The organism is Pseudoalteromonas sp. Z1A2, from assembly GCF_011378755.1.
Lineage (GTDB): Bacteria > Pseudomonadota > Gammaproteobacteria > Enterobacterales > Alteromonadaceae > Pseudoalteromonas > Pseudoalteromonas distincta.
Map to the genome: position 1 here is coordinate 1 of NZ_WTKX01000024.1, position 24147 is coordinate 24147.

Annotated in this window: 21 protein-coding genes and 1 pseudogene; 14 read left to right on the forward strand and 8 right to left on the reverse strand. The window is 38.1% G+C overall.

Annotation, left to right across the window (positions count from 1 at the left end):
- Window positions 1–856: IS30 family transposase (locus GQR47_RS15515; protein WP_165724020.1), on the forward strand; the 856-nt coding region annotated here is incomplete at its 5' end.
- A 219-nt stretch (window positions 857–1075) separates the two neighbouring features.
- Here GQR47_RS15515 and GQR47_RS20530 read toward each other — a convergent pair.
- Window positions 1076–1323 (reverse strand): annotated as a pseudogene (locus tag GQR47_RS20530) (LysR family transcriptional regulator); the annotation flags it as partial.
- Between the two features lie 169 nt (window positions 1324–1492).
- On the opposite strand from GQR47_RS20530, the gene GQR47_RS15520 reads away from it, so the two are divergent.
- On the forward strand, window positions 1493–1972 hold the full coding sequence (locus GQR47_RS15520) for a hypothetical protein (RefSeq protein ID WP_165724021.1): 480 nt from the start codon (window positions 1493–1495) through the stop codon (window positions 1970–1972).
- 22 nt (window positions 1973–1994) lie between these two features.
- Here the strand turns inward: GQR47_RS15520 and GQR47_RS15525 are convergent, their stop codons facing one another.
- Window positions 1995–2882: a LysR family transcriptional regulator gene (locus tag GQR47_RS15525; RefSeq protein ID WP_002958663.1), complete on the reverse strand. Its 888-nt coding sequence runs from the start codon at window positions 2880–2882 to the stop codon at window positions 1995–1997.
- Window positions 2883–2998: 116 nt separating this feature from the next.
- Here GQR47_RS15525 and GQR47_RS15530 point away from each other — a divergent pair, with 116 nt between their 5' ends.
- The 7 genes from GQR47_RS15530 to GQR47_RS15560 all read left to right on the forward strand — a co-directional run bounded on the left by GQR47_RS15530 (window position 2999) and on the right by GQR47_RS15560 (window position 8632).
- Window positions 2999–4171, forward strand: a complete 1173-nt coding sequence (locus GQR47_RS15530) for an MFS transporter (RefSeq protein WP_165724023.1) — start codon at window positions 2999–3001, stop codon at window positions 4169–4171.
- A gap of 418 nt (window positions 4172–4589) precedes the next feature.
- Window positions 4590–5405, forward strand: coding sequence for a 2,5-didehydrogluconate reductase DkgB (gene dkgB / locus GQR47_RS15535; protein WP_165724025.1), 816 nt, complete (start codon window positions 4590–4592; stop codon window positions 5403–5405).
- A gap of 79 nt (window positions 5406–5484) precedes the next feature.
- Entirely contained in the window at window positions 5485–5772 is a 288-nt protein-coding gene (locus GQR47_RS15540) for a putative quinol monooxygenase (RefSeq protein ID WP_024605502.1), read from the forward strand.
- Between the two features lie 426 nt (window positions 5773–6198).
- Window positions 6199–6429: a hypothetical protein gene (locus GQR47_RS15545; RefSeq protein ID WP_165724026.1), complete on the forward strand. Its 231-nt coding sequence runs from the start codon at window positions 6199–6201 to the stop codon at window positions 6427–6429.
- Window positions 6430–6523: 94 nt separating this feature from the next.
- A complete protein-coding gene (locus GQR47_RS15550) occupies window positions 6524–6868 on the forward strand; it encodes a hypothetical protein (RefSeq protein ID WP_165724028.1) in 345 nt (114 codons plus the stop codon).
- Window positions 6869–7324: 456 nt separating this feature from the next.
- Complete coding sequence (locus GQR47_RS15555) at window positions 7325–7729, forward strand: hypothetical protein (protein ID WP_002958658.1); 405 nt, start codon at window positions 7325–7327, stop codon at window positions 7727–7729.
- A gap of 138 nt (window positions 7730–7867) precedes the next feature.
- Window positions 7868–8632 (forward strand): 2-keto-4-pentenoate hydratase, encoded by a 765-nt coding sequence (locus GQR47_RS15560; RefSeq protein ID WP_165724030.1) that lies wholly within the window; start codon window positions 7868–7870, stop codon window positions 8630–8632.
- A gap of 8 nt (window positions 8633–8640) precedes the next feature.
- Here the strand turns inward: GQR47_RS15560 and GQR47_RS15565 are convergent, their stop codons facing one another.
- Window positions 8641–9294 carry a DUF6058 family natural product biosynthesis protein gene (locus GQR47_RS15565; protein WP_138490422.1) on the reverse strand — a complete coding sequence of 218 codons (654 nt, stop codon included), beginning with the start codon at window positions 9292–9294 and terminating at the stop codon, window positions 8641–8643.
- 171 nt (window positions 9295–9465) lie between these two features.
- Between GQR47_RS15565 and dapA the strand changes: the two genes are divergently transcribed.
- Window positions 9466–10383: a 4-hydroxy-tetrahydrodipicolinate synthase gene (dapA, locus tag GQR47_RS15570; protein ID WP_154902881.1), complete on the forward strand. Its 918-nt coding sequence runs from the start codon at window positions 9466–9468 to the stop codon at window positions 10381–10383.
- Window positions 10384–10512: 129 nt separating this feature from the next.
- Complete coding sequence (locus GQR47_RS15575; protein WP_002958629.1) at window positions 10513–11817, forward strand: DEAD/DEAH box helicase; 1305 nt, start codon at window positions 10513–10515, stop codon at window positions 11815–11817.
- A 31-nt stretch (window positions 11818–11848) separates the two neighbouring features.
- Here the strand turns inward: GQR47_RS15575 and GQR47_RS15580 are convergent, their stop codons facing one another.
- A complete protein-coding gene (locus GQR47_RS15580; protein ID WP_165724031.1) occupies window positions 11849–13348 on the reverse strand; it encodes an amidase family protein in 1500 nt (499 codons plus the stop codon).
- Between the two features lie 95 nt (window positions 13349–13443).
- Window positions 13444–15051, reverse strand: a complete 1608-nt coding sequence (locus GQR47_RS15585) for an NAD(P)/FAD-dependent oxidoreductase (protein ID WP_154902879.1) — start codon at window positions 15049–15051, stop codon at window positions 13444–13446.
- Between the two features lie 194 nt (window positions 15052–15245).
- Here GQR47_RS15585 and fdxA point away from each other — a divergent pair, with 194 nt between their 5' ends.
- The 3 genes from fdxA to GQR47_RS15600 all read left to right on the forward strand — a co-directional run bounded on the left by fdxA (window position 15246) and on the right by GQR47_RS15600 (window position 20272).
- Window positions 15246–15569: a ferredoxin FdxA gene (gene fdxA, locus GQR47_RS15590; RefSeq protein WP_002958626.1), complete on the forward strand. Its 324-nt coding sequence runs from the start codon at window positions 15246–15248 to the stop codon at window positions 15567–15569.
- A gap of 136 nt (window positions 15570–15705) precedes the next feature.
- Window positions 15706–17949: a carbohydrate binding family 9 domain-containing protein gene (locus tag GQR47_RS15595; RefSeq protein WP_165724033.1), complete on the forward strand. Its 2244-nt coding sequence runs from the start codon at window positions 15706–15708 to the stop codon at window positions 17947–17949.
- A 412-nt stretch (window positions 17950–18361) separates the two neighbouring features.
- Window positions 18362–20272, forward strand: a complete 1911-nt coding sequence (locus GQR47_RS15600; RefSeq protein WP_165724034.1) for a bifunctional diguanylate cyclase/phosphodiesterase — start codon at window positions 18362–18364, stop codon at window positions 20270–20272.
- A gap of 115 nt (window positions 20273–20387) precedes the next feature.
- Here the strand turns inward: GQR47_RS15600 and GQR47_RS15605 are convergent, their stop codons facing one another.
- From GQR47_RS15605 to betA, 3 genes are all read right to left on the reverse strand, one after another.
- Window positions 20388–21089: a TorF family putative porin gene (locus tag GQR47_RS15605; RefSeq protein WP_024603578.1), complete on the reverse strand. Its 702-nt coding sequence runs from the start codon at window positions 21087–21089 to the stop codon at window positions 20388–20390.
- Window positions 21090–21098: 9 nt separating this feature from the next.
- Window positions 21099–22316, reverse strand: coding sequence for a BCCT family transporter (locus GQR47_RS15610; RefSeq protein WP_165724036.1), 1218 nt, complete (start codon window positions 22314–22316; stop codon window positions 21099–21101).
- A gap of 158 nt (window positions 22317–22474) precedes the next feature.
- On the reverse strand, window positions 22475–24142 hold the full coding sequence (gene betA, locus GQR47_RS15615) for a choline dehydrogenase (RefSeq protein ID WP_165724037.1): 1668 nt from the start codon (window positions 24140–24142) through the stop codon (window positions 22475–22477).
- Window positions 24143–24147 lie beyond the last annotated feature (5 nt).

Sequence of the window (24147 nt, forward strand, 5' to 3'; positions counted from 1 at the left end):
GATTTCAAGAGAGCTTTCTAGAAATACAGGTAAGCGAGGTTACAGACACAAACAAGCTCATGAGCGGGCTTTGTTTCGCCGAAGAAGTGCAAGAAAACCGCTTAAGATGACACCTGAAATGATAGCTTTAATTACCCAGAAGCTTAATGAGAAGTGGAGTCCTGAACAAATAACGGGATGGTTACGCAAAGAAAGTGAACAGTCTGTCAGCCATGAATGCATTTATCTGTATATCTGGGAAGATAAAAAAGCAGGTGGTGATTTATACCTACATCTGCGCCGACACGGTAAGAAATATCACAAGCGCAGTCATGGTAAAACAAACCGAGGGCAAATAAAAAATCGCGTTAGCATTGAAGAGCGCCCACAAATAGTTGATGAGAAAGGCCGTATCGGAGATTGGAAAATAGATACCGTCATAGGCAAAGGTCATCGAGGCGCCCTTGTTACCATTGTAGAGCGGGTTACCCAATTCACTGTATCAACTCAGGTGGCAGGCAAAACAGCACAAGCCGTCACTGCGGCGACGATAGAACTATTAAGGCCATATAGGTCAGCGCTTCATACCATCACGGCTGACAATGGAAAAGAGTTCGCTTATCACGAGCAAATCACAGAGGCTTTAAGTGTACCTGTTTATTTTGCTCACCCTTATCACTCATGGGAGCGCGGATTGAATGAAAACACGAATGGATTACTACGTCAGTATTGGCCGAAGAGCACAGATTTTAAGGCGGTAACACCAGCGCAAGTTATACCAGTACTTGAGCAACTTAATAATCGTCCGAGGAAGACACTTGGATTTGAAACGCCTGCAAAATTGATGCAGGATCACTTGGCGGCTAAAGCCGCCTAAACGTTATGCACTTCAGGTTTGAATCCGCGTTTAATAAGCATATCAATATCAATATTAATACGCAGAACTTATAAACTAAGCCTAGGCCTTATAAAATCTAAAAACGCCACAATTCGCGGTGATACCGCATTTTTTCGCCGCTGCTTGCGCTAAGCGAAAACGTAAATAAAATGAGTTTTACTAACGGCCAAATTTACGAGCATGTAAGTTCGAATCTTATAAATCACCAATACGTATGGCTAAGTCTGTTTTATGCTCGAGTAAATTAATAGTACTGCCGTGTGAGGTTATATCAAGCGTTATGTGAGAGTATTACTTAGCGAATTCACCAATTAAAGGCGTAAGTTGATGCAATACAAAAGGGTTTGCCGAATCTATTAGCTGCTTGCCATTTGGCGATTGTTTTAAAGCTTTATGGCGTTTTCATCTGTGCATAAAATATTTAGCCTTTCGCAGGCGTATTTTAAAAGTATAGCTTTCCTAGCATTTTAAATTAAGCAAAATAATACCCCGTGGCGACTTATAAATCCTGTTGCCGTTTAAAGTGCGGACGGTCAATTTGTTACCATGTTTGGAATGATAATTGCTTCTAATTATAAAAATAAAGTCGTCAATTTTTAGACACATGAGGCAAAAATGAATTTTGGAACTCTTTCTTCACAGTTATACAATGACAATAGCTATTCGAATCTAAGTAATTTAAAGAAAAACACTGTAAAAACGGATGATCCTAGTAAAAGTCCAGAGGCTAAAGCAGACTCTTCTTTAAATAAAGACGCCGAAAAAACTACGAGCTCTACTGCAGCTACTGAAGACGCAAAGTCTATCATTAGCAGCGAAACAGAAGATTCGAGTGACAATTCAGCAGTTCAAATGAATAAAGCGATCGAGTCAATTAAAGATTTACAGAGTAAAATAAGAGAAATGACCAATAGTTCTGATACGCCCACAGGGGAAGCGATAGAAGAGCTAAGCGAACTTAAAAAGCAACTCGATAGTGAGCTATCGTCGATACAATTGACAGTGCGAAAAAATGTATCTACTTTAATGGATTCAATGTTTTCATCATCTTCAGATAATAAAAATTCAGGTTTGCTTTTTAATAACCAAGCATAATTTAACTTGCTTTTTAATATAGTTATAAGCTTAGTCGTGGCTTTATAAAATCTAAAAAAGCCACAATTCGAGACGATACCGCACTGTTTTTATAATACACGGCTTGTACAACCTCTCGGTTATTAGGAGAGCTAACTGCACTGGGTAACACTTCAACTAATTTACCTGTTTTTAGGTCATTGCCAATCATAAAGTGAGAAAGTAGTGCCACACCTTGATTTGCAATACATAGTTGGCGCACTGTTTCGCCGCTGCTTGCGCTAAGCGAAAACGTAAATAAAGCGGGCCTTACTAACGGCCAAGTGTTTAATTTAGGGGAGTCACTAAAACCAATTATTTTGTGATTTTGTAAGTCATCTATTTGCGTAATTGTTGCGTTGTTTTTTATATATTCTGGGCTGGCTACAATACGTAACTGGCTGCTGCCAAGTTTACGAGCATGTAAATTTGAGTCTTTTAAATCACCAATGCGTATGGCTAAATCGGTTTTATGTTCAAGTAAATCAATAATGCTGTCGTGTGAGGTTATATCAAGCGTTATGTGGGGGTATTGCTTGGCAAATTCGCCAATTAAAGGCGTAAGTTGGTGCAATACAAAAGGGCTGGCCGCATCTATTCGCAGCTTGCCACTTGGCGCGTGTTTTAAAAGCTTTATGGCTTCTTCACCAGTATAAAGCGTATTTAACCCTTCGCGCGCATATTTTATAAAAGTATGGCCTTCTTCGGTAAGCTCTAATCGGCGCGTTGTTCTGTTTAGTAAAGTGCATTGCAGTGTATTTTCAAGGCGTGATACAGCTCGCGACACTTTAGCCACCTGTTGATCGAGCAAATTAGCCGCTCCCGAAAAGCTTCCACAATCTACTACCGTTATAAACGTTTCTAAATCTTCAGTTTTTGAATGAACTGCCATAAGTATACCAACACCATCTTTGCATTATTAACAAAAGTATTTTGTCACTAATGCTATTTTTTGCAAATGATATTTTAGCCAAACTACATTCTTCAAATATTAATGAGGATATAACTATGCCATTGGCTTTGTGGGCGCTTACCTTAAGCGCATTTGCAATAGGAACAACTGAGTTTGTAATAGTGGGATTAGTACCCACCATTGCAAACGACTTAGGCGTAAGCCTACCTTCAGCAGGTTTGCTTGTAAGTTTATATGCGGTTGGCGTTGCCATTGGTGCGCCGGTGCTAACAGCTTTAACGGGTCGTTGGAATCGTAAAGTGGTACTAATAAGCTTAATGGGCTTATTTGTTTTAGGTAACTTACTTGCTTGGCAAGCGCCAAGTTACGAAACATTAATACTTGCGCGCATTTTAACGGGGCTTGCCCATGGTGTGTTTTTTTCAATCGGATCGATGATTGCCACAAGTCTAGTAAGCAAAGACAAAGAAGCCAGTGCAATAGCCATTATGTTTACCGGGCTTACTGTAGCACTAGTAACTGGTGTGCCACTAGGTACATGGATTGGACAACACTTTGGTTGGCGTGCAACGTTTTTAGTTGTGTCGGTATTAGGTTTAATTGCATTAATCGGCAGCTCTATTTTAGTACCAAAAAACTTAAAACAATCAATACCAGCGACGTTTAAAGAGCAACTACAAGTAATCGTAAAACCGCGTTTATTACTGGTGTATTTAATGACGATATTGGGCTATGGCGGCACGTTTACAGCGTTTACTTATTTAGCACCTATTTTAGAGCAACAAACAGGTTTTGCGCCTTCGGCTATTGCCTTAATAATGCTTGTTTACGGTGTATCGGTAGCGATAGGTAATATTTGGGGTGGAAAGTTGGCCGACAAACGCGGCCCAATTAGTGCACTGAGCATTATATTCAGCGCTTTGAGTATTATTTTACTGATATTTACCTTTACGATGGAATCAAAAATTGCCGCTGTACTTACTATTTTAGTATGGGGCGCATTTGCTTTTGGCAATGTGCCAGGCTTGCAACTTTATGTTGTAAAGCAAGCACAAAAGCACACGCCAAATGCGGTGGATGTTGCATCAGGTTTGAACATAGCCGCATTTAATATTGGTATTGCACTTGGCTCAATTATTGGCGGTAGCGTAGTAGAGAACATGACCCTGCAAGATACAGCATGGATAGGCGCCGTTAACTCTGTTTTAGCACTTGGTGTTACACGCTACAGCGGTATGCTTGATAAACGTGAAATTCAGCAAGCATAAAGCCTTAGTAGGGTCTGTTGACCTTTTTGGATTAAATTTGTTCAATCTAGGGATGATTTAATCACGGAGCGAGGTTTGTAACCTAGTGGGCTAAGTAAAAATCGAGGGACAAAGAGTAAATCCACCCTAGGAAGAACCTGCAGGCAGCGCGTATTTGGCATTTATGCTGCGTTATCGCCTATTAATGTGGAACAACCACACTGCATAGGCTCTGCCTTGCCTAAATACCAAATACACTGCTGCAAATGTAATCTCTAAAGATTAACAGACCCTAACCTTGAAACTAAAATTAATGACCTCATACCTGTTATGAGGTCATAGATTTTTAAGTGACAGTCGTAATAAGAAGTAAAAGGTGTATTTCGTAAAACTTTTAAAAGTTTGTATTTCAAAACCGATTATTTTATAAGGATAAACCATGACAAAACGTGTAATAGAAATGCCAGAACTAGGTATGGGAACATTCCGCTTAGAGGGCGACACTGCCTATAACTCAGTAAAAATGGCACTCGAAGTTGGGTTTCGCCATATTGATACCGCACAAATTTATGGCAACGAAGAGCAAGTAGGTCAAGCCATAAAAGATAGTAATATTCCGCGCAGTGAAATATTCTTAACCACCAAAGTGTGGAATAACAAATTAAATAAAAGCGACTTTATCCCAAGCGTTAAAAAGTCACTTGAAAAGCTACAAGTTGATTCGGTCGACTTACTGCTAGTTCATTGGCCATCGCCTGCTAACGACGAGCCAATGAGTGAATACCTCACTGAATTACTAAAAGCGAAGCAGCTTGGTTTAACTAAGCACATTGGTGTATCAAACTTCACCATTGCAAACTTAAATGAAGCAATGCAAACACTTGACTCGCGTGAAATATTTACCAATCAGGTTGAGGTTCACCCATATTTAACTAATACTAAATTGCGTGCATTTTGTGCTCAGCACGATATACATGTAACTGCGTACATGCCATTTGTAGTAGGTAAAGTACTTAAAGATCAAACCATTATCGACATTGCTAACAAGCACGATGCAAGTCCAGCACAAGTTGTTTTAGCATGGGTTAACGCAAGCGGCATGACGACAATTCCATCATCAACTAAGCGCAAAAACTTAGAAGATAACTTTAACGACCACGTTAAGTTAGATGATGAAGACATAGCCCGCATTGATGGTCTTGATTGCGGCGACCGCCAAGCAACACCGGACTTTGCGCCGCAGTGGGATCAGTAAACTTACCTCAAACGCAAAGTTAAACTAAATATTTTAAGGTGTAGATTATCTACACCTTAACTTTTAAAAAGGAATACACATGTTAACGGTTATAGCGGCACTGTCGTGCAAAAATATTGATGCAGATGTAATGCTTACAGCACTTGAAAACTTACAAAAGTCATCGCGCCAAGAAGTAGGGTGCTTACGTTATGAACTATCGGTAAAAAGTGATAATGAACATACCGATTACGTTGTTAGCGAACAGTGGGCGTCTGACGAGCACTTTGAAGCGCATAAAAACGAGCCACACTTTAAAGCATTTGGTACGCAAGTTACTGGGCTTTTAACCAATAGTAGTATTGATGTATATAAATCAATTGGTTAAGCAGCTTTATACCACTTAGCTAAACTACATAACTAAGTAAATACTCAAATAGGTGCTGTTAACTTACATCACCTTTTATTCTTACACTCTAACCTGCCTAAATACTCTACTTCCCCAATATACCAATGAAACCTATTAGGACCCTTTTTTTGTTAATGCGTAGTGCGTCAAAATCAAAAGAGGTTTATAAAACTATTAAAAGTCGTTTTGGTATCACAATCCACTCTAATATATAGCCTATTTAATTTGTTGTTTACATTAAAATTCTCTGGTGTAAATTATAGAAATATAACATGGCATTTTAGTCAGCCGTAAATAGTTCGAGTGGTACTGAATAAGAGACTCAAAATAGCAAACTATTTATATATTTTTTGTGTGTTATATTTTTAGAGCTGAGTTAATTAAACTAATAATGGAGACATGGGTATGGAAATTAATAAATCTAATCAATCTAATCAATCTATCCTTATTTTTGTAATCCCTTTATTAGCTGCGTATTTCGGATCAAAAGTCATATTTCACTTATTTGCTTTTGAGTATCTTGTGTTTACAGATACTTTTGACATTCTAAAGCTACTCATTGATATTAGTGTATTTGGAGTGTTGTTCTATATTAGTTCGCTGGGCGTTGGTTATGTCATCAGAGCTAAAACATAAGTTTTTAATCATTAGCTGGTAAATTGCTAGCTAAAAAATCACAGCCAATAAAGCCTTAACAGCTTTAAACTGTATAATTTATATAGAGATAATAATGAAAAAATTAATCGCAATAATAGCGTTGTTAGGCTTTGCCTCATTTGCACAAGCTAATGATAGTTTTGTAGTGAATGCTAAATTTTATGATAATAAAAACTTAATTGGCTCACCTACTTTAGTAGTCAATTCAAATGAAGAGGCGTCAGTTTCAGTTGATAATTCGTATAGTTTTGCTCTTACAGTAACGCCAATTGATGATTCTACTGTTAGTTTAGCAACTGACCTAAAACTAGGTGGAAAACATATGGCTCCCTCTTTAGTTGTTGAACTAGGCAAAGAAGCAAGTATTAATGTTGATGGTAAAGAGTTGTCAGTTTTAGTAAGTAAATCAAGCAGTTAATAATACCAGCCTGCATAAATCTTTGATCAATTTAACGAATTAAATTGCACTATAACGTCGTTAAAAATTTTTTATTTAGAACAACTAGATATAAAAATTTTTGCCTAGTTCTAGCGTAATTTTCTTAACGTTAAATAGACCCCATATATAAGCAGATTGGTATAAGTTAAAAACTAGGAATATAATTAATGAGAAATTCAAAAAATGAGATAGTAAAATATGGAGTCTCTTTTGGTACGGCCCTAGCAATTGCTATTTCATGGAGTGCTAATGAGTCTGTGTTATGGGCAATTTTGCACGGTTTTTTATCTTGGTTTTATGTTATTTGGCATGTAATTACGCGATAAGTGTTTTCGCGTTTGCACTGATTGATTATGTAGATTGCGGTCAATGTTAATACTCGAGCAATTACCATCTAAAACTATTAAGTCAAAAATATAAAAGGAATAATTAATAATGAAAGGTGCTGGTGGAAGCTCTGGTGGTATTGGGCATTTTTTTATTGGTTTAATTATGATGTGCGGTGGCTTTTATATGCTGCTAAACGCAATTTCGGTGACCTCTAATTTTGGACTAAGTTCTCGCATTTATAGTGTTAATGCTTTAGGTGGCTTTGGCGTTACAGGCGGCATGGTTATGATCCCATTTATTTTCGGTGTGGGTCTGATTTTTTATAATTCTAAAAATATTTTAGGCTGGGTGCTATCTCTTGGCTCGTTAACCGCACTAATATTTGGTGTTATATCGAGTGTTCGATTTAGTATGCGAACTATGACGTCGTTTGATTTGATTGTTATTATAATTTTAGCGTTTGGTGGCTTAGGGCTATTTTTACGCTCTCTCAAATCTATTGATACTTAAATAATTGCCACGCTTTGTTTTCAATACAATTTTAATTATAGGCATTTAACATGATGTTCCAATGCCTAAGCTAATACATTAATAATGTAATCCTTCCTATTTACTGCTTAACCAGTAACGTATTTTAAAGAGATTTATGTGAACAACTCAATACAGCTAAAACTAATTGCTACTCACTTATTAGCACAAAGAGAAGAAAACCCAGCACGTTCAAACTTTCCTAAAGAGTTAGTACTAGACTCGACTGACGATGCGATAGAAGTACAAAAGTTGATGATTTATTTAAATGATCAAACTGTATATGGCTGGAAGTGTATGCTGCCTTTAGATGATGGCTCAATTATATTAGCGCCTCTTTTACATGCACCTATAAAACAAGCTGAAAATTGCCCACTGTATACAACAAATAACAAAGCGCTGATAGAACCAGAAATTGCATTTATTTTACAAAGCGATTTACCAAGTAATAAAACCTATACAAATGAAGACGTAGATACTGCATTTGCCAGCGCCCATTTAGCACTTGAGCTTATTCAAAAAAGGTTTGATGAAGGCACTCCAAGCACTCACATTGAAAAGCTGGCTGATGGCCTATCTAATCAAGGCGTGTATTTAGGCCCACAAATAGATAAAGCCAAAGCGTATAACGCAAATACTGTAAATATTAACGTTAAGCAAACTGAGCTGGAGTTAAACTTTGCAGGTGTGCATCCTGCAGAACTTGCGCAGCTTCCACTTTATTGGGCGGTTAATTACTTATCAGCAAAGGGAATTAATTTAAAAACTGGGCAAGTGTTTATAACAGGCTCTTATTGTGGTGTTGTTGAGCTTAATACAGATCAGTTAACCACGGTTAGTTACGAAGACTTAGGGTCTGTTAGCACTACGTTTTTATCAAAGTAAATTTAGCGTTACTTAATAGATAAATCATATTTTAAAATAAGCGCATCTATATAGCGGGTGCGTAATGTGTGTTGTTTTTCATGATCGGCGCCATGCCCTAGCGCTTTGTTTAAAAGCTTTATGGCGGGGTGTAATAGCGCTCTTTCTTCTTGGTTTAAACTCGCTTTACTGCGCAGTTCTGTAATGTCGTCAACTAATAGCCTGCCAATGTCTACCGAGACTATTTCGTCTATTAATCCATTTTGAGTAAGTACGCCATATTTACTGCATAAAAACTGTTGCCAAACTTGCTGTAAGTGCTCGTCTATTTCACAGCCAAATAGCTCTTCGCTAAACGTAAATCCTTGCTGAGCGAGTTTAGTTAGGCTTGCAGTATATTGCTGCGCAAAATAATTAAAAGCATGGCTTGATGATTCTATTTTTTGTTTTAAAAGACCTTGCCCCCAATTAACACAGCCGCGCGGATAATAGTCGTCATATTCTTCGCATTCATACAAACCCGAATATGAGCTGCAGCTAAGTTGACTTTTAATACAGTAACTTGGTTTGGGGAACACACTTCGCTCTTGCCAAGCTAAAAGTGTATCTGCATCTATGTTTAATGCTTGGCACAGTTCATCGGTGTTATAAAAATGAGTTGCTAAGTAGTCAGATAAACGCATAAAGCCTCTGGTATCGTTAAAAATAAAATACTGTTCATATATACAGTTATTCATTTTGTATTACCAAACTCAATAACACAAGCGATTTTATAATTAAATGTGCGCTTATACCTCCAAAAATACCGGCAAGTATGTTACAAATAGCGCAAGTTTTATAAATAATGAATTTTTATGCGCACCCTAGAGAAAATTAAACAAGCAAGCCTTATTACAGCTATTAAAACGCCATATTTAGCAAACGGTGAAATTGATCTCGCAAAGTACGATGAACTCGTTGAAATACAAATTGCAGCGGGCGTTGATGGCATTGTAGTCGGTGGCACAACAGGCGAAGGCCAGTTAATGAACTGGGAAGAGCATTTAATGCTTATAGCGCACAGTGCAAACAAATATGGTGACAAACTGATTATTGTTGGTAATACCGGTAGTAACAACACCCGTGAAGCGATTAAAGCAACTAAATATGGCTTTGCCAGCGGTATGGATGCAGCACTGCAAATTAACCCATATTACGGACGTACGTCAATCGCGGGTGTTAAAGAGCACTTTAAACGCGTACTTGATATTGGACCTGCCTTTATTTACAACGTAGCCGGTCGCACAGGTCAAGACCTAACACCTGATATTATTGAACCATTAGCACAGCACTCGAACCTAATTGGTATTAAAGAATGTGGCGGCAATGAGCGCATTGCACAGTATGAGCAGCAAGGCATTGCGTGTTGGTCGGGTAACGACGATGAAGCACATGATGCTCGTCATGTACACAAAGCTCACGGTGTTATTTCGGTTACTTCTAACCTTATTCCTGGGTTGTTTCGCCAATTAATGGATACTAAAAATGATGAGTTAAATACGTCATTACAACCATTAATGAGCTGGTTGTTCTGTGAGCCAAACCCTATTGCTATTAACACTGCGATGATGATGACAGGTGCAGTAAATCCAGTATTTAGATTACCGTATTTACCGCTTAGTGATGAGCAACAAAAAGTAGGTTTGCCATTAATAAATGAGCTTAACGAACGTGAAGTTGTCGGTGGTAAAGCACAGTTATTAAAACAAAATGAGGTATTAACGCTTTCTTGAGTTGATAATCAATATTTTAATGACTTAACAAACTAATTTTTAGCTTTTAATCCAGTTTAAAGCTAACTGTTGACTCGTTTTTGCTGTATAATTTGCGACCCTTGATAATGTGGCCGTAGGTTATACAGCATGAATTTTAAATCTTTTAGTTTCGCTCCTGAAATCATCCAGGCGTTGGACGAACTTAACTATCACACTCTTACGCCCATTCAGCGCGCAGCAATCCCTGCTGTTCGTAAAGGTAAAGACGTTTTAGCCAGTGCACAAACTGGTACCGGCAAAACTGCCGCGTTTGCTTTACCTATCATCCAAAAATTGGTTGAGTCTGAACTCAGCACAACGAATGCACCTCATGCGTTAGTACTTGCTCCAACGCGTGAACTTGCAGAACAAATTGCAAATAATTTTAGAGATTTTGCAAAGCATACATCACTTAAAGTTGTTAGTTTATTTGGTGGTGTTAGTACCGCCGGCCAAGCAAACGCTTTAAAAGAAGGTGTTGATATTGTTGTTGCAACCCCAGGTCGTTTATTTGATCATATTCGTTTAGGTAACTTAAGCCTTGCAAGTGTTAAGCACCTTGTTCTTGATGAAGCTGACCGTATGCTTGATATGGGCTTTATTGAAGACATGCAAAACGTGATTAAAAGCTGTGCAGAAGAGCGCCAGATTTTACTTTTCTCAGCTACATTCCCTGCAGCAATTAAACAGTTTGCATCTAAAGTATTAAAACAAGCTGAAATAGTGCGTGTTGATCAAACTAACAGTACAGCAAGTACTGTTGAGCATGTTGTTTATCCTGTTGAAGAGCGTCGTAAGCAAGAGCTACTTTCTGAATTGATTGGTAAGAAAAACTGGCAACAAGTGCTTGTATTCGTAAACATGAAAGAAACGGCTGATGAGCTTGTTAAAGAGCTTAACCTTGATGGTATTCCGGCAGGCGTTTGCCACGGTGACAAATCTCAAGGTAACCGTCGTCGTGCTTTACGTGAGTTTAAAGAAGGCAAAGTACGTGTATTAGTGGCTACAGAAGTGGCTGCTCGTGGTATTGATATTGATGGCTTACCTCGTGTAATTAATATTGATTTACCATGGCTTGCAGAAGATTACGTTCACCGTATTGGCCGTACAGGTCGTGCTGGTCGCCAAGGTCAAGCAATCTCATTTGTTAGCCGCGAAGAAGAAAACACTTTGTTTGAAATTGAAACGTTAATCGGTCAAAAAATCAAACGTGTATATTTAGAAGGTTACGAAGTAAGTAACCGTGAAGTACTAATTGATAAAATTGGTAAAAAACCAGCGCATTTACGCCGTACACGTTCTAACAAGTTATCAGGACAAGCAACCGGTGAAGCGAGAGCAGTAAATCGCTCACGTATTTCAAGCGTTCGTAAAAGCTTAAAAGGCGAAAAACTGTCACTTAAAAAGTCATAGTTAACGCCGTTTAGTTTAAAAAAACCTGAGTTTACTCAGGTTTTTTTGTGCCTGATGATAACACCTCATCAATAATATTTGCGTATACATAAGCCGCTTGCTCGCCCTCTTTATTTGCTATTATGGACAAACCAACTGGTAAACCACTTACTTTGCCTACCGGCAGAGTTATGTGCGTTGTGCCTGCAATAGCAGATAACGAACTACTACTACCATTAAAATTATCACCATTAACTAAGTCTGTCTTCCAGGCGGGTGATACTGTAGGCGCTATAACAATATCAAGCTTGTTGTTTTTATATACATTAACAATGGCTGTCGTTGCTAAAGTGCGATAGCGTTCTTTAGTCTCTTGGTATTTTTGTTTGTTAGTTAAATCAATAGCCTGAGATTGAACTAGGATATCTTGCTCAAAGTAGGGCATTTCTGTATTTTTATTTTGAATATTAAAATTAATAAGTGCTTTTAGGCTTTTTACACCCACTTGTGCTGGAGTGCTTGCGAGGTAGTGATTAATTTCGGCTTTAAAGTCGTAAAGTAAAATATAGTATTCATCAACAAATAGCGTATCTAAGTTATCAGTAATATCTACATTAATAATAGTGTGCCCAGCCTGTTTTAATGCTTGTAACTGCTTGGCATAAAGGCGCTGCGTTTCAATTGTAAATTTGTCGCTAGGCAGTGCACCAATAATAAGTGACGATTTTGATTTTAGATTACCTGTTTTTAATTCAAACCCTGTAGTTGTTGCATCAAGGGAGCCTTCACCTTGCAAAACTGATAAAACCAGCAATGCATCTTTAAGTGAATGCGCCATCGGCCCTACTGAATCTTGGCTACTTGAAAGAGGTATAACGCCTGAGCGTGATACTTGGCCCATACTCGGTTTTATTGCATAAACTCCATTTACTGAGGCAGGGCACGTAATTGAACCGTCTGTTTCAGTCCCTAATGCTATGGGCGCAAAGTTAAGTGCGACTGCCACAGCAGAGCCTGCACTAGAACCACATGGATTACGTGTTACATCGTGCGCATTATGTGTTTGTCCGCCTACGGCACTCCAGCCTGACGATGAATAGGATGAACGAAAATTTGCCCATTCACTTAAATTAGCTTTGCCTAAAATTATAGCGCCTGCATTACGTAGTTGTTTAACAACAAAAGCATCATTATTAGTAACGTTATTTTTAAGTGCTAAAGAGCCAGCCGTTGTGGGAAGTGTGCCTTTAGTCTCAATATTATCTTTAAGAAGTACAGGTATTCCATGTAATGGTCCAGCCCAAGTTCCTTTAGTGGCAAGTTCATCTAACGTTTTAGCTTGAGCAAGTGCTGTAGGCTCTAAACTAATAACCGCATTATATTGTGGATTAAGTTTATTAATTCGCTTTATATAACTTTGGGTGAGTTGCTGTGCATTAATAGAATTATTTTTATATGCAGTGTGGATTTCATCGATGGTTTTTAGCTCTTGTGCTTTAGCGTTAAAAATTGCTAATACACTAAGCAACGAAAAGGTAAATGTTTTGATCATTGTTGAGGTGCTTGAGTTGTCATTATTTTCTATACATTTAGCACAAAAAAACCTCACAAAGTGAGGCTTTTCGATAAACAGCTTAAAAAAGAGGTTTAAGCGTTTTCTAACATAGACAGTGCGACTGCTTCAGCTGCTTTAATACCATCAATACCCGCTGATAAAATACCGCCAGCGTAACCTGCGCCTTCACCAGCAGGGTAAAGCCCTTTGGTGTTAATACTTTGGAATGTTTTATCACGCTTAATACTAATAGGCGACGAAGTACGTGTTTCCACACCGGTTAATAAACCGTCGTTAGTTGAAAAGCCACGAATTTGTTTATTAAACGCTGGTATCGCTTCGCGAAGGGCATCAATTGCAAATTGTGGTAACACTTTACTCAAGTCAGTTAACTTAATACCAGGTGTGTAAGAGGGTTGTACTTCACCTAAGTCTGCAGATGATTTACCTTTTAAGAAATCTCCAATTAACTGTGCTGGTGCATCGTAGTTGCTACCACCAAGCTCATACGCTTGCTCTTCAAGTTTGCGTTGTAAGTCTATTCCGGCAAGTGGATTACCAGGGAAATCTTGCTCTGGTGATATACCTACCACAATAGCGCTGTTAGCGTTGCGCTCACTTCGTGAATATTGACTCATACCATTGGTAACAACACGGCCTTCTTCAGAGGTTGCCGCGACTACTGTGCCACCTGGGCACATACAAAAGCTGTAAACCGTGCGGCCATTGTCGCAGTGATGAACAAGTTTATAATCGGCAGAGCCTAAAATTGGGTTTCCTGCATTTGTGCCAAAACGACATTCATCGATCATTGATTGTTTATGTTCGATTCTAAAACCGACTGAGAATGGCTTTGCTTCAACATAAATCCCTTTTTTATGGATCATATCAAACGTGTCACGTGCGCTATGGCCAACGGCTAATACAACATGTCGAGTGTTTAGTTGCTCGCCATTTGAAAGCGTTAAACCTGTTACTTGCCCGTCGTCTAAATGAATATCGTCAACACGTGTGCTAAAGCGAATTTCGCCGCCAAGCTCTATTATACGAGCGCGCATTTTTTCAATCATGGTGACAAGTTTAAACGTACCAATGTGTGGCTTACTTACGTATAAAATTTCATCGGGTGCGCCTGCTTCTACAAATTCAGTAATGACTTTTCGGCCATAATGCTTTGGATCTTTTACTTGGCTGTATAACTTACCGTCTGAGAAAGTACCTGCGCCACCTTCACCAAATTGTACATTTGATTCTGTATTAAGTGTGCGTTTACGCCAAAAGCCAAACGTGTCTTTTGTACGTTCACGTACTTCTTTACCGCGCTCTAATATAATGGGTTTAAAGCCCATTTGAGCAAGTAATAAGCCCGCAAATAAACCACAAGGACCAAAACCAATCACGACAGGGCGCTCTTTGATATTATTGTTAGCTTGGGCTACAAATTTATAACTTGTGTCTGGTGCTACTTTTACATGTTGGTCTTTTTCAAATGCTGCGAGTAGCTCGGCTTCGTTATCAACTTCTATATCGAGTGTATAAATAAGTAAAATAGCTGATTTTTTACGTGCATCATAACCACGTTTAAACACATTAAAACTGTGCAATTGTTCAGGTAGGATTTTTAGTTTATTTACAATTGCTTGACCAATTGCGTCTTCGTCATGATCAAGTGGCAGCTTAATTTCGGTTAAACGTATCATTTATATCTCTTTTAGGTGTCATAGCGGGGTATTATTACCGCTCACAATAAGGGGATGCAGGACACAACGAGTGTGCAAACATTAGGCGCGCATTTTACGTTAAAATAGCCTGATATGGCACTTATTTATTGTATTTTTGGGGTGGATGGGTATGATCCACAACTGTTGTTCAAAATCTTAGGTATTAAAATAGTATGGCGTTTGTTGTCACCGAAAATTGTATAAAATGTAAGTACACCGATTGCGTATCAGTGTGCCCAGCAGATGCATTTTTTGAAGGCCCTAATTTTTTAGCAATTAGCCCGATTGATTGTATTGATTGTGGCTTATGTGTCCCTGAGTGTTCAGCTGATGCGATATACCAAGAAGATGAGCTACCAGAGTCTCAAAAAGAGTTTACTGAATTAAATGCTGAACTTGCACTGGTCTGGCCGCGCATTACAGAGGTTAAACCTGCACCAGAGGACGCTGATGTATGGAATGGCATAGACGATAAGCTTAAACTACTCGAAACATAATACATAACAATTAGTTACTCCTTTATCATTAAATAGTTAATTTTTCATTTCAAAGTATTAACAAATGTACCTGGATAAATTACAATCCTCAGCTTAAGTTGCTCCTTATGAGTAATTACAGTCTAAATGGATGTTTATGCAGTACTTTATAACTATAATAAAAAAGTTTACCTTCCTATTTTTAAGTTTTGCTTTATTACTTTCAAGCCTTGATGTAGCGGCTAAAAAACAGCAAGTATCCTTGTCCCGTATTAATTCAAATATCACCGTTGATGGTGTTATGGATGAAGCGCACTGGCAAAATGCAACACGTATATCTTTACTTTACCAAGATGAGCCTAACGAAAAAGGCACACCCCCTGTAAAAACTGATGCCTTTATTTACGAAGATGGCACTAACTTATATGTTGCCTATGTTGCACAAGACCCAGACCCTACGCAAATTCGTGCATCACTTCGTGACCGCGATACGCTATGGGAAGACGACGTCGTTATTCTTGTTATTGATACATTTAATGATGAACGCAGTGGTTATGAATTCCATGTTAACCCGCTGGGCGCGCAAGGCGATATACGAATGACCGACACCGATGGCTGGAGCTCTGATACCTCATGGAATGCTATTTGGGATAGCGCAGGACAAATTAACGACAAAGGTTATGTTGTTGAAATGCGTATTCCTTTTAAAGCACTGCGTTTTCCTGAAAATAAAAATGAGCTAACGTGGGGTTTTTCTGTAATGAGAAACTACCAACGTGATGTGCTATATCAGCTATCAAACATGGGGTTTGATAGAAACGTGAAATGCAGCCTTTGCCAGTTTGATAAGTTAGTTGGATTTAGTGACATTGAATCAAGTAAAAATATCCAATTAACACCTACATTAACCACACTGCGTAACGATAATAAATCTGCGTTGCCAGGTGATTGGGATAAGGGTGATATAGATACTGAAGTGGGCTTAGATTTACGCTGGGGTTTAACAAAAGATGCTGTTTTAAACGCGACAATTAATCCTGATTTTTCGCAAGTAGAAACTGACTCTTTAGAGCTTGATGTAAATACAACCTTTTCAATTTATTACGCTGAAAAACGTCCTTTCTTTTTAGATGGTGCTTCTTACTTTAAAAGTAGTTTATTTGAGCTTTTATATACACGTACAATTGCAGAGCCTACTTTAGGTGCAAAGCTGACGGGTAAAACGGGCGATCATAGTTATGCGCTAATGCTAGCTGATGACGACAATAGTAATATTTTACTGCCAACGAATCAGGGCTCTGGCTTTGCAAGCTTAAACGAAAAAACGAATGCAGCCGCAGGGCGTTATCAATATGACTTAGGTCAGCAAGGTACTATTGGTATTTCAAGCACGCACAGAGAAAGTGATGACTATCACAACACTGTATTATCAGTGGATGGTAGCTACTGGTTTAATCAATCGGATACTCTTTTGTATCAAGTGTCATCTGCTGATACTCGTAACTCTGAATTTTTAATTCAAAACTATAACTTATCTCAAACTCAATCAGATGAAGCTTATGCTCTAGAACTTACCCGCGATAAACGTGATTACAAATTATTTGCATCTTATGAAAATATTGGGCAGGACTACCGCACTGATTTAGGTTATCAAGCTAAAGTCGATTATGAAAAAGTAGGCTTTGGTGGCGGACAAACATGGTACAGAGATGAATCTGATTTACTTACCTCATGGTCATACGAAGCTGACTGGGATAAAACGTGGGCACAAAATGGCGACTTACTTGAAGAAGAATACGAAGGCTTTTTGAGTTTTAAAGGTCAAAAACAATCTATTTTTGAAATTGGTTTAGTACACCGTTATGAAAATTATAATGACAATTTTTATAATCAAAATATTGGTTACATTTATACGGGCTTTAAACCCACTAAAGATTTAAAGTTATCATTATATGTTGAATACGCAAGCCGCATTGATTATGCAAATGAGCAATTAGGCGATGCGTTTGACACCCAAACCCAAATGGTGTGGGACATTAACGACCATTGGCAGCTCGATGTAAAACATAACTACAGCCAATTAGATAACCCACAAGGGGAGCGTGTATTTACAGCTAACTTAGTTGATTTTAGGCTTCATTATAAATTTAGTATGCGTTCAATTCTTAAGCTTATTTTACAATTTGAAGATATTGATAGAGACGAAAATGCCTACTTTTATCAAGTTAGCCAAATTAACAAAGACTATGGTAGTCAGCTTGTTTACTCATATAAAATTAATGCGCAAACACTGTTTTATTTGGGTTACTCAGATAGAGGTTACCAAGACGATTCACTTAAAAATATTGAGCGGGATCAACGTACCTTATTTACAAAAGTTAGCTATGCATGGCAGCTTTAAATTTTAATAATAACAGTACTAGCGATGATTTTTACTAGTTTGAGTAGCAATGCATAATGCGCAAGAATAATTTTTAAATGATGTACGACAGCGGAGCAAATGCGATTAAGGTTGAGTAAATATAAGTACTTAAAGCTGAAGTGGTGAGGCATAGATTAATGCGGAAGAAAAAATTATAGAGCTTATTGACGGCATGTATTAAATTTTAAACAATTGAAACGTTTTTGTTTATTTTTATTAATCCCACCTATACTATATGTAGATACAGTTAGTTAATCCATTATCGTTACAATTTTTTGTTATTCTAATGGCTTAGGGTTATATCAATGCTTGCGTAGTACTAAATGCAAGCGATATAATCCGCTTTTGGTAATGGGTTTGATAGGAGAAGCAAAATAGATGGATTTTTTTTATGAATAAACTTAAGCCGCTCGGTTTTATTTTCTTAATCATAGTTCTATTTTGTTTCTGCATAAACATAGAGTTAACTAATCAGATCAACCGTATAAATCTATTTCAGACTAATATTGATATACGAAGTTTCGAGATCACGAATACCTCCCTTGATATGGCTCCTTGGTATAATCCCATTTTAAATGGCCATTATATAATTAAGCAGCCAACAGCTGATTTTTTACTTATTAAAACCACTGATACCCAATTTGTAGCCGCTGATTCTAACAAGTTAATCATGATGACGCTCGCATCACCCATGAACTTTTTATTTTTATGTATATTGATATTTGGCTCAGGTATCTACTTACGTAGAGAACGTAGAAAACGTCATTATAAAAATCAAATAGCGGAACTCAACCGCCAAGCCAATAGCTTACTTACTGCATTTAATTTACAAGTTAAACCGGCAGAGAACCCATTAGGTGTAAGCAGCTTAAGTCAATCTATAAATAGCTTAAATTCACACGTAGTTAATTATGTTAAACAAACTCAAACAAGTATTTGTCAAGACAAACTGACGCTGTTAATTGACCGCCATGCATATATTGAACACATAGACAGACAAATAAATCATGCTAATCAGGAAGATCTCAAGTGTGCGCTTCTATTTATCGACTTGGATGGCTTTAAACAAGTAAATGATTCGTTTGGCCATAGTTTTGGTGATGAAATATTAGTTCAAGTGGCCAGTCGACTTGCAAATGTTTTACGTCACCATAAGTTAAGTAATATTAATAGCGCTAATCAATTAGAGCAAAACTTATCAAGATTAGGAGGAGACGAATTCTCCATATTTATAGAACTACTTGATGATAGCGACAGAGTTGTTGACATAGCGAAGCACGTGCTAAGTGAGCTTGAAAAAGACTTTGTGCTTGGCAATAAAATAGTAAAAATTAGTGCCAGTATTGGTATTGCTGCTTACCCAGAAAGCGCGTCAACCCCACAAGCACTTTTACAATTAGCTGATGTTGCTATGTACAGAGCTAAGAGTGATGGTAAGGGAATATTTAAAGTTTACTCGCCGGAAATGGGTAACAAAATGCGCCGTTATCATTATTTACTCGAAGAATTGCGTTTAGCGCTCGCGTGTAAAGATTTTTACTTGTCTTTTCAGCCAATTGTACATGTTGAAGATTGTATGATTGATTATTTTGAAGCGCTTACACGTTGGGACCACCCAGTTGAAGGTATGATCCCACCTTCAGAATTTATTCCAATAGCAGAAGAGTCGAATTTAATATTAGAGCTTGGCGATTGGATTATGCTTGAATCGTGTCGGCAAATGGCTGCATGGCATAATGCAGGTATGCGCAAAGTAAAAATATCAGTTAACGTTTCGGGCATTCAGTTAAAGCACCGTGATATTTATGATTGGATAATGAAGAAGCTAAAAAAAACCGGCTTACCGGCGACGTCTCTAATGCTTGAAATTACCGAATCAACATTTATTCAAGCCAGCCCTAGAATAATTAAAGAGCTAAGTAGATTAAGAGAAGAAGGCATCACTATTGCAATTGATGACTTTGGTACAGGTTTTAGCTCGTTAAGTACATTAGCGGATTTACCAATTGATGTTATTAAAATTGATCGCTCGTTCATAGCTCAAGCCAATAAAAGTCAAAAATATAACGATATATTAAATACAATTAGTGAGCTTGGACAAAAGCTGGGCCTTAAAATTGTAGCTGAAGGCGTTGAAGAAATAGGGCAGTTTGAGCTTGTTAAAAAAATGGGTGTGAGTTCAGTTCAGGGGTATTTAGTGAGCCGTCCTGAGTCATCAGTTAATGTAGGCAATAAAGTATTACGTAATAACACCAGCAATCTTTCTGCATCGGGTACAAGTGCGTGGGATATTGTTAGTTAGTTAGTTAGTTAGTTAGTTAGTTAGTTAGTTAGTTAGTTAGTTAGTTAGTTATTTTACAAATAAAAATGCCACTCTAAATAGAGTGGCATTTTTTGTTTAATCAGTAATTAATGTATTAAAGATCAAATGTGCGTGAAACAGCAAGTACAATACGCTCATCAGCATAATCGTAATCTAAGCTAGTGTTTTCAGCAGCCACTTCAATACCAAAACCTTCGTAGCTTGTTTGATAAGCTAAGCGGTAGTGCTTGTACGATTTTTTCTGGTTTGTATCCCAAGCCCACTTTTCACCATCAAGTGAGTTTGAAATATCAAAACTTGCACGTAGTGCGTGATTTGGAGCTAGTTCATAAGTGTGAGCAACCATTGAAATTACATGACCCGCACCTGTTCCAAAGTAATCCCAGCTATACCAAAAGTTAAGCTCAGTTTGGCCGTATTCACTTGCATAACCAAACTTAGTGTAAGCTTCAGCGTAGTTACCGTCACTGTTATTACCTTGATAAGTGTAATAAGCGATACCGTAATCAACGCTGAATTGCTCATCAAGTTGTACATATTTACCTAAGTAAGCATCAAGCTCAAAATCAGTGTCGTCACCAAAATCTACGTTTGAGGCCCAAACACCAGCGTAAACACCACTATCAAAGGCATAATCTAAGCTGCCTTGAATTGCAGGGTCGCTATCGGTCTGTGTTACACCATTAAAAGTGTAGTCAGACGCTGCAGTGATTGTTGTTGACCAATCAGCTGCTGCAGTTGTTGATAAAAGTGCAAATGGTAGTGCTACTACAAGTTGTTTTAGTTTGTTATTCATTATTAATCCCTAGTGTACTGTGTCTATTTTTGTGTAATCAATTGCGTTTGCTTTTGGTGAGCTATCTATATTTGTTACTGTTTTAAATTTACTGTAACCAATAAATGCTGCACAGATAAAGAACAAGCCGATAACTAATGCGCCTACCCACTGAATTTGTAAAAATTCTAATTTAAACAATAGTGTAAGTAATGATAGACCAACAACATTTCCGATTATGTATTTCATTTTGCCAAAACGCTTTACGGTAAAGTTTAGGTTATCTGTATATAAACGCACTAACGAATCAAGTGAGTTAATTACAAATACAATACCTACAAATACCATAGCGAAGTTTTTAATACCTTGAGTTGGGATGCCCGCTTCATGGTAGTGATAAAGTACGCTAAACCAAATCGCAATAGGAATAGAAGGGAAAATCAACATTGCACCTAATACTTGGTATGTTTTAAGTCCACCAACAAAGCGTGATGTAAATTGACCAATCATTATGCTCCACGCAAACCACCAGAATAAGTAAAACTCATGGTAATCATTAAGCGGTAAAACAAATTCATTAATGTTTGCAAAGTAAGTACCAATAGAACCTAAGTTATCTGTAAATGCTGACATTTGACTATCACCTATCACAAATGCGCCAGTCCACATAAAGGCGATTAAAGCTAAGAATAACCACGTAGTAGAAATACTTAAAATACGTACATATTTAATGTCAGTACTTGAGTACACAGCAAAACAGATAGCAGCAAACACAATTAAGTAAAACTCAGAAACTATACTTGTTCCATCGCCTAATTCGGGTAAATACCATGGTAGGTTTGTAAGCAGTAAATAAGCGGTAAATGCACATGTACCAATAATTACAACGTTATTGATAAATTTAACCCAAGGAATTTCGAAAAATTTCACTTTAGGTTCTATTACACAGAAATAAAAGCACGTAAGAAAGTAAAATCCCCAGATCAAAAATCCCCAGTAGCCAAACTCAATAGCCAGTGGATTTGCAAACGCGTATTCTGGGCTTGCTTTTATGTCTGCATAACCTGCAAACTCAGTTAAAGGAAACATAATAAGGCCAACATCTAGGCCAGAAGTAAATAGTATTGCTATAAAGGTAAAGGTTCGAACTGGTGTTACACCTACTACGCGAACATTACCCCATTTAATTAAAATAGTGATAATAGCAAGTAAGGTAAAAATGATGCCTGCATTAAGCCAAATAGTCATTGTTACCCTCCAGTAATGAATAAAAATAATTCATAAGCACTCCGTATTTTATTGTTTTATTCTCGCATTAACACAACGTAACCTATTTACATCGTGTGCCACTGCAAGGCACGCATTGGTTTAGCCCGACGAGACTAAACCTAAGCATGTGGCTAAAGTTAGATCTCCGTACTACGTTGTGTTTCTTGCCAGTTTGTTGTTATGGCAACATTCACATCCGATTTCTGTAATGGTTCTTTACCTAAAATTATGTCAGCTGCTTTTTCGGCAACCATAATAGTAGGCGCATTCAAGTTTCCGTTAGGAACTGTTGGGAATATAGATGAGTCAACAACACGTAGTCCTTCAATACCATGTACTTGCGTATTTGAATTAACAACGGCCATATCATCTCCACCCATTTTGCATGAGCAAGAAGGGTGGTAGGCACTTTCTACGGCTTGGCGTACAAAGGCATCTATTTCTTCATCTGTTTGAATATGTTTACCTGGTTGAATTTCTTCATCGCGGTATTCATCAAAGGCACTTTGTTCGATTATGTCGCGTGTTAAGCGAACGCACGCTCTAAAGCCTTCAATATCGTCTTGGTGTTCAAGGTAATTAAATAAAATGGTTGGTGGTTGCTCAGGGTTCGCAGAAGCAATAGTGACACTACCGCGACTTTTTGGTTTGTTATGACCAACATGTACCTGAAAACCATGACCTGCAAATGCACTTCTACCATCGTAACGCATAGCCGCTGGTAAAAAGTGATATTGAATATCTGGCCATTCAACACCAGGTTTTGAGCGAATAAACGCACACGATTCAAAATGATTCGTTGCACCTAAACCCGAACGCGTTAATAACCAGCGCGCACCAATCAACCCTTTTGAAACAATGCCTAGTTTGCCGTTAAGCGTGATAGGTTGCTTACACTTGTATTGAAAGTAAAACTCAAGATGATCTTGTAAGTTTTGACCTACACCTGGTAGATGATGCTGTACTTCAACGCCTGCTTTTTCAAGCGCTTGAGTATCACCAATACCAGAGAGTTGTAAAATATGTGGAGAGCCGATAGGGCCTGCACTTAATATAACGTCTTTTGCAGCATGTGCAGTTTTAACGTCGCCATTTACTTTGTATTCAATGCCTGTGGCTTTTTTACCATCTAAAATCACGCGCTGTGCTAGTGCACCTGTAATAATCGTTAAATTACTACGCGATTTAACAGGGTCTAAATACTCACGCGAAGCAGAGCTGCGCACGCCGTCTTTTACGGTCATGTGCATTGGGCCAAAACCCTCTTGCTGCGATGCATTATAATCATCTGTAGACGCGTAACCGGCCTGTACACCTGCTTTGATAAAGGTGCGGTAAAGCGGGTTTTTCATTTCGTTGCCGTTATTAACGCCAAGCGGGCCTTTGCCACCACGGTAAGTATTTTCACCAAGATAAAAGCTTTCTGCTTTTTGAAAATACGGTAAACACGATTGGTAATCCCAGCCGTTTGCACCGTGTTGCTGCCATTCGTCAAAATCTTTTGCGTGGCCACGTACGTATACCATGCCGTTGATAGATGACGAGCCGCCTAATACTTTGCCTCGAGGACAATGCATTTCACGGTTATCTAAATGAGGCTCAGGCTGCGTATGAAACTGCCATGCGTATTTTTCACTATTCATAGGAATAGATAACGCGGTTGGCATTTTTATAAAAATACTTTTATCGCTACCGCCAGTTTCAAGTAGTAACACGCGGTTACTTGAATCTTCAGATAAACGGTTGGCTAAAACACAACCCGCCGAACCCGCGCCAACAATAATATAGTCGTAATGATTACTCATAGTAG

Bases quoted from the DNA above. Each gene is read 5' to 3' on its own strand.
- GQR47_RS15605 (WP_024603578.1), bottom strand. From the start codon at position 21,089: ATGAATAACAAACTAAAACAACTTGTAGTAGCACTACCATTTGCACTT.
- GQR47_RS15525 (WP_002958663.1), bottom strand. From the start codon at position 2,882: ATGGCAGTTCATTCAAAAACTGAAGATTTAGAAACGTTTATAACGGTA.
- GQR47_RS15565 (WP_138490422.1), bottom strand. From the start codon at position 9,294: ATGCGTTTATCTGACTACTTAGCAACTCATTTTTATAACACCGATGAA.
- GQR47_RS15520 (WP_165724021.1), top strand. From the start codon at position 1,493: ATGAATTTTGGAACTCTTTCTTCACAGTTATACAATGACAATAGCTAT.
- dkgB (WP_165724025.1), top strand. From the start codon at position 4,590: ATGACAAAACGTGTAATAGAAATGCCAGAACTAGGTATGGGAACATTC.
- dapA (WP_154902881.1), top strand. From the start codon at position 9,466: ATGCGCACCCTAGAGAAAATTAAACAAGCAAGCCTTATTACAGCTATT.
- GQR47_RS15540 (WP_024605502.1), top strand. From the start codon at position 5,485: ATGTTAACGGTTATAGCGGCACTGTCGTGCAAAAATATTGATGCAGAT.
- GQR47_RS15580 (WP_165724031.1), bottom strand. From the start codon at position 13,348: ATGATCAAAACATTTACCTTTTCGTTGCTTAGTGTATTAGCAATTTTT.
- GQR47_RS15575 (WP_002958629.1), top strand. From the start codon at position 10,513: ATGAATTTTAAATCTTTTAGTTTCGCTCCTGAAATCATCCAGGCGTTG.
- GQR47_RS15555 (WP_002958658.1), top strand. From the start codon at position 7,325: ATGAAAGGTGCTGGTGGAAGCTCTGGTGGTATTGGGCATTTTTTTATT.
- GQR47_RS15585 (WP_154902879.1), bottom strand. From the start codon at position 15,051: ATGATACGTTTAACCGAAATTAAGCTGCCACTTGATCATGACGAAGAC.
- GQR47_RS15550 (WP_165724028.1), top strand. From the start codon at position 6,524: ATGAAAAAATTAATCGCAATAATAGCGTTGTTAGGCTTTGCCTCATTT.
- betA (WP_165724037.1), bottom strand. From the start codon at position 24,142: ATGAGTAATCATTACGACTATATTATTGTTGGCGCGGGTTCGGCGGGT.
- GQR47_RS15530 (WP_165724023.1), top strand. From the start codon at position 2,999: ATGCCATTGGCTTTGTGGGCGCTTACCTTAAGCGCATTTGCAATAGGA.
- GQR47_RS15595 (WP_165724033.1), top strand. From the start codon at position 15,706: ATGCAGTACTTTATAACTATAATAAAAAAGTTTACCTTCCTATTTTTA.
- GQR47_RS15610 (WP_165724036.1), bottom strand. From the start codon at position 22,316: ATGACTATTTGGCTTAATGCAGGCATCATTTTTACCTTACTTGCTATT.
- GQR47_RS15600 (WP_165724034.1), top strand. From the start codon at position 18,362: ATGAATAAACTTAAGCCGCTCGGTTTTATTTTCTTAATCATAGTTCTA.
- GQR47_RS15545 (WP_165724026.1), top strand. From the start codon at position 6,199: ATGGAAATTAATAAATCTAATCAATCTAATCAATCTATCCTTATTTTT.
- fdxA (WP_002958626.1), top strand. From the start codon at position 15,246: ATGGCGTTTGTTGTCACCGAAAATTGTATAAAATGTAAGTACACCGAT.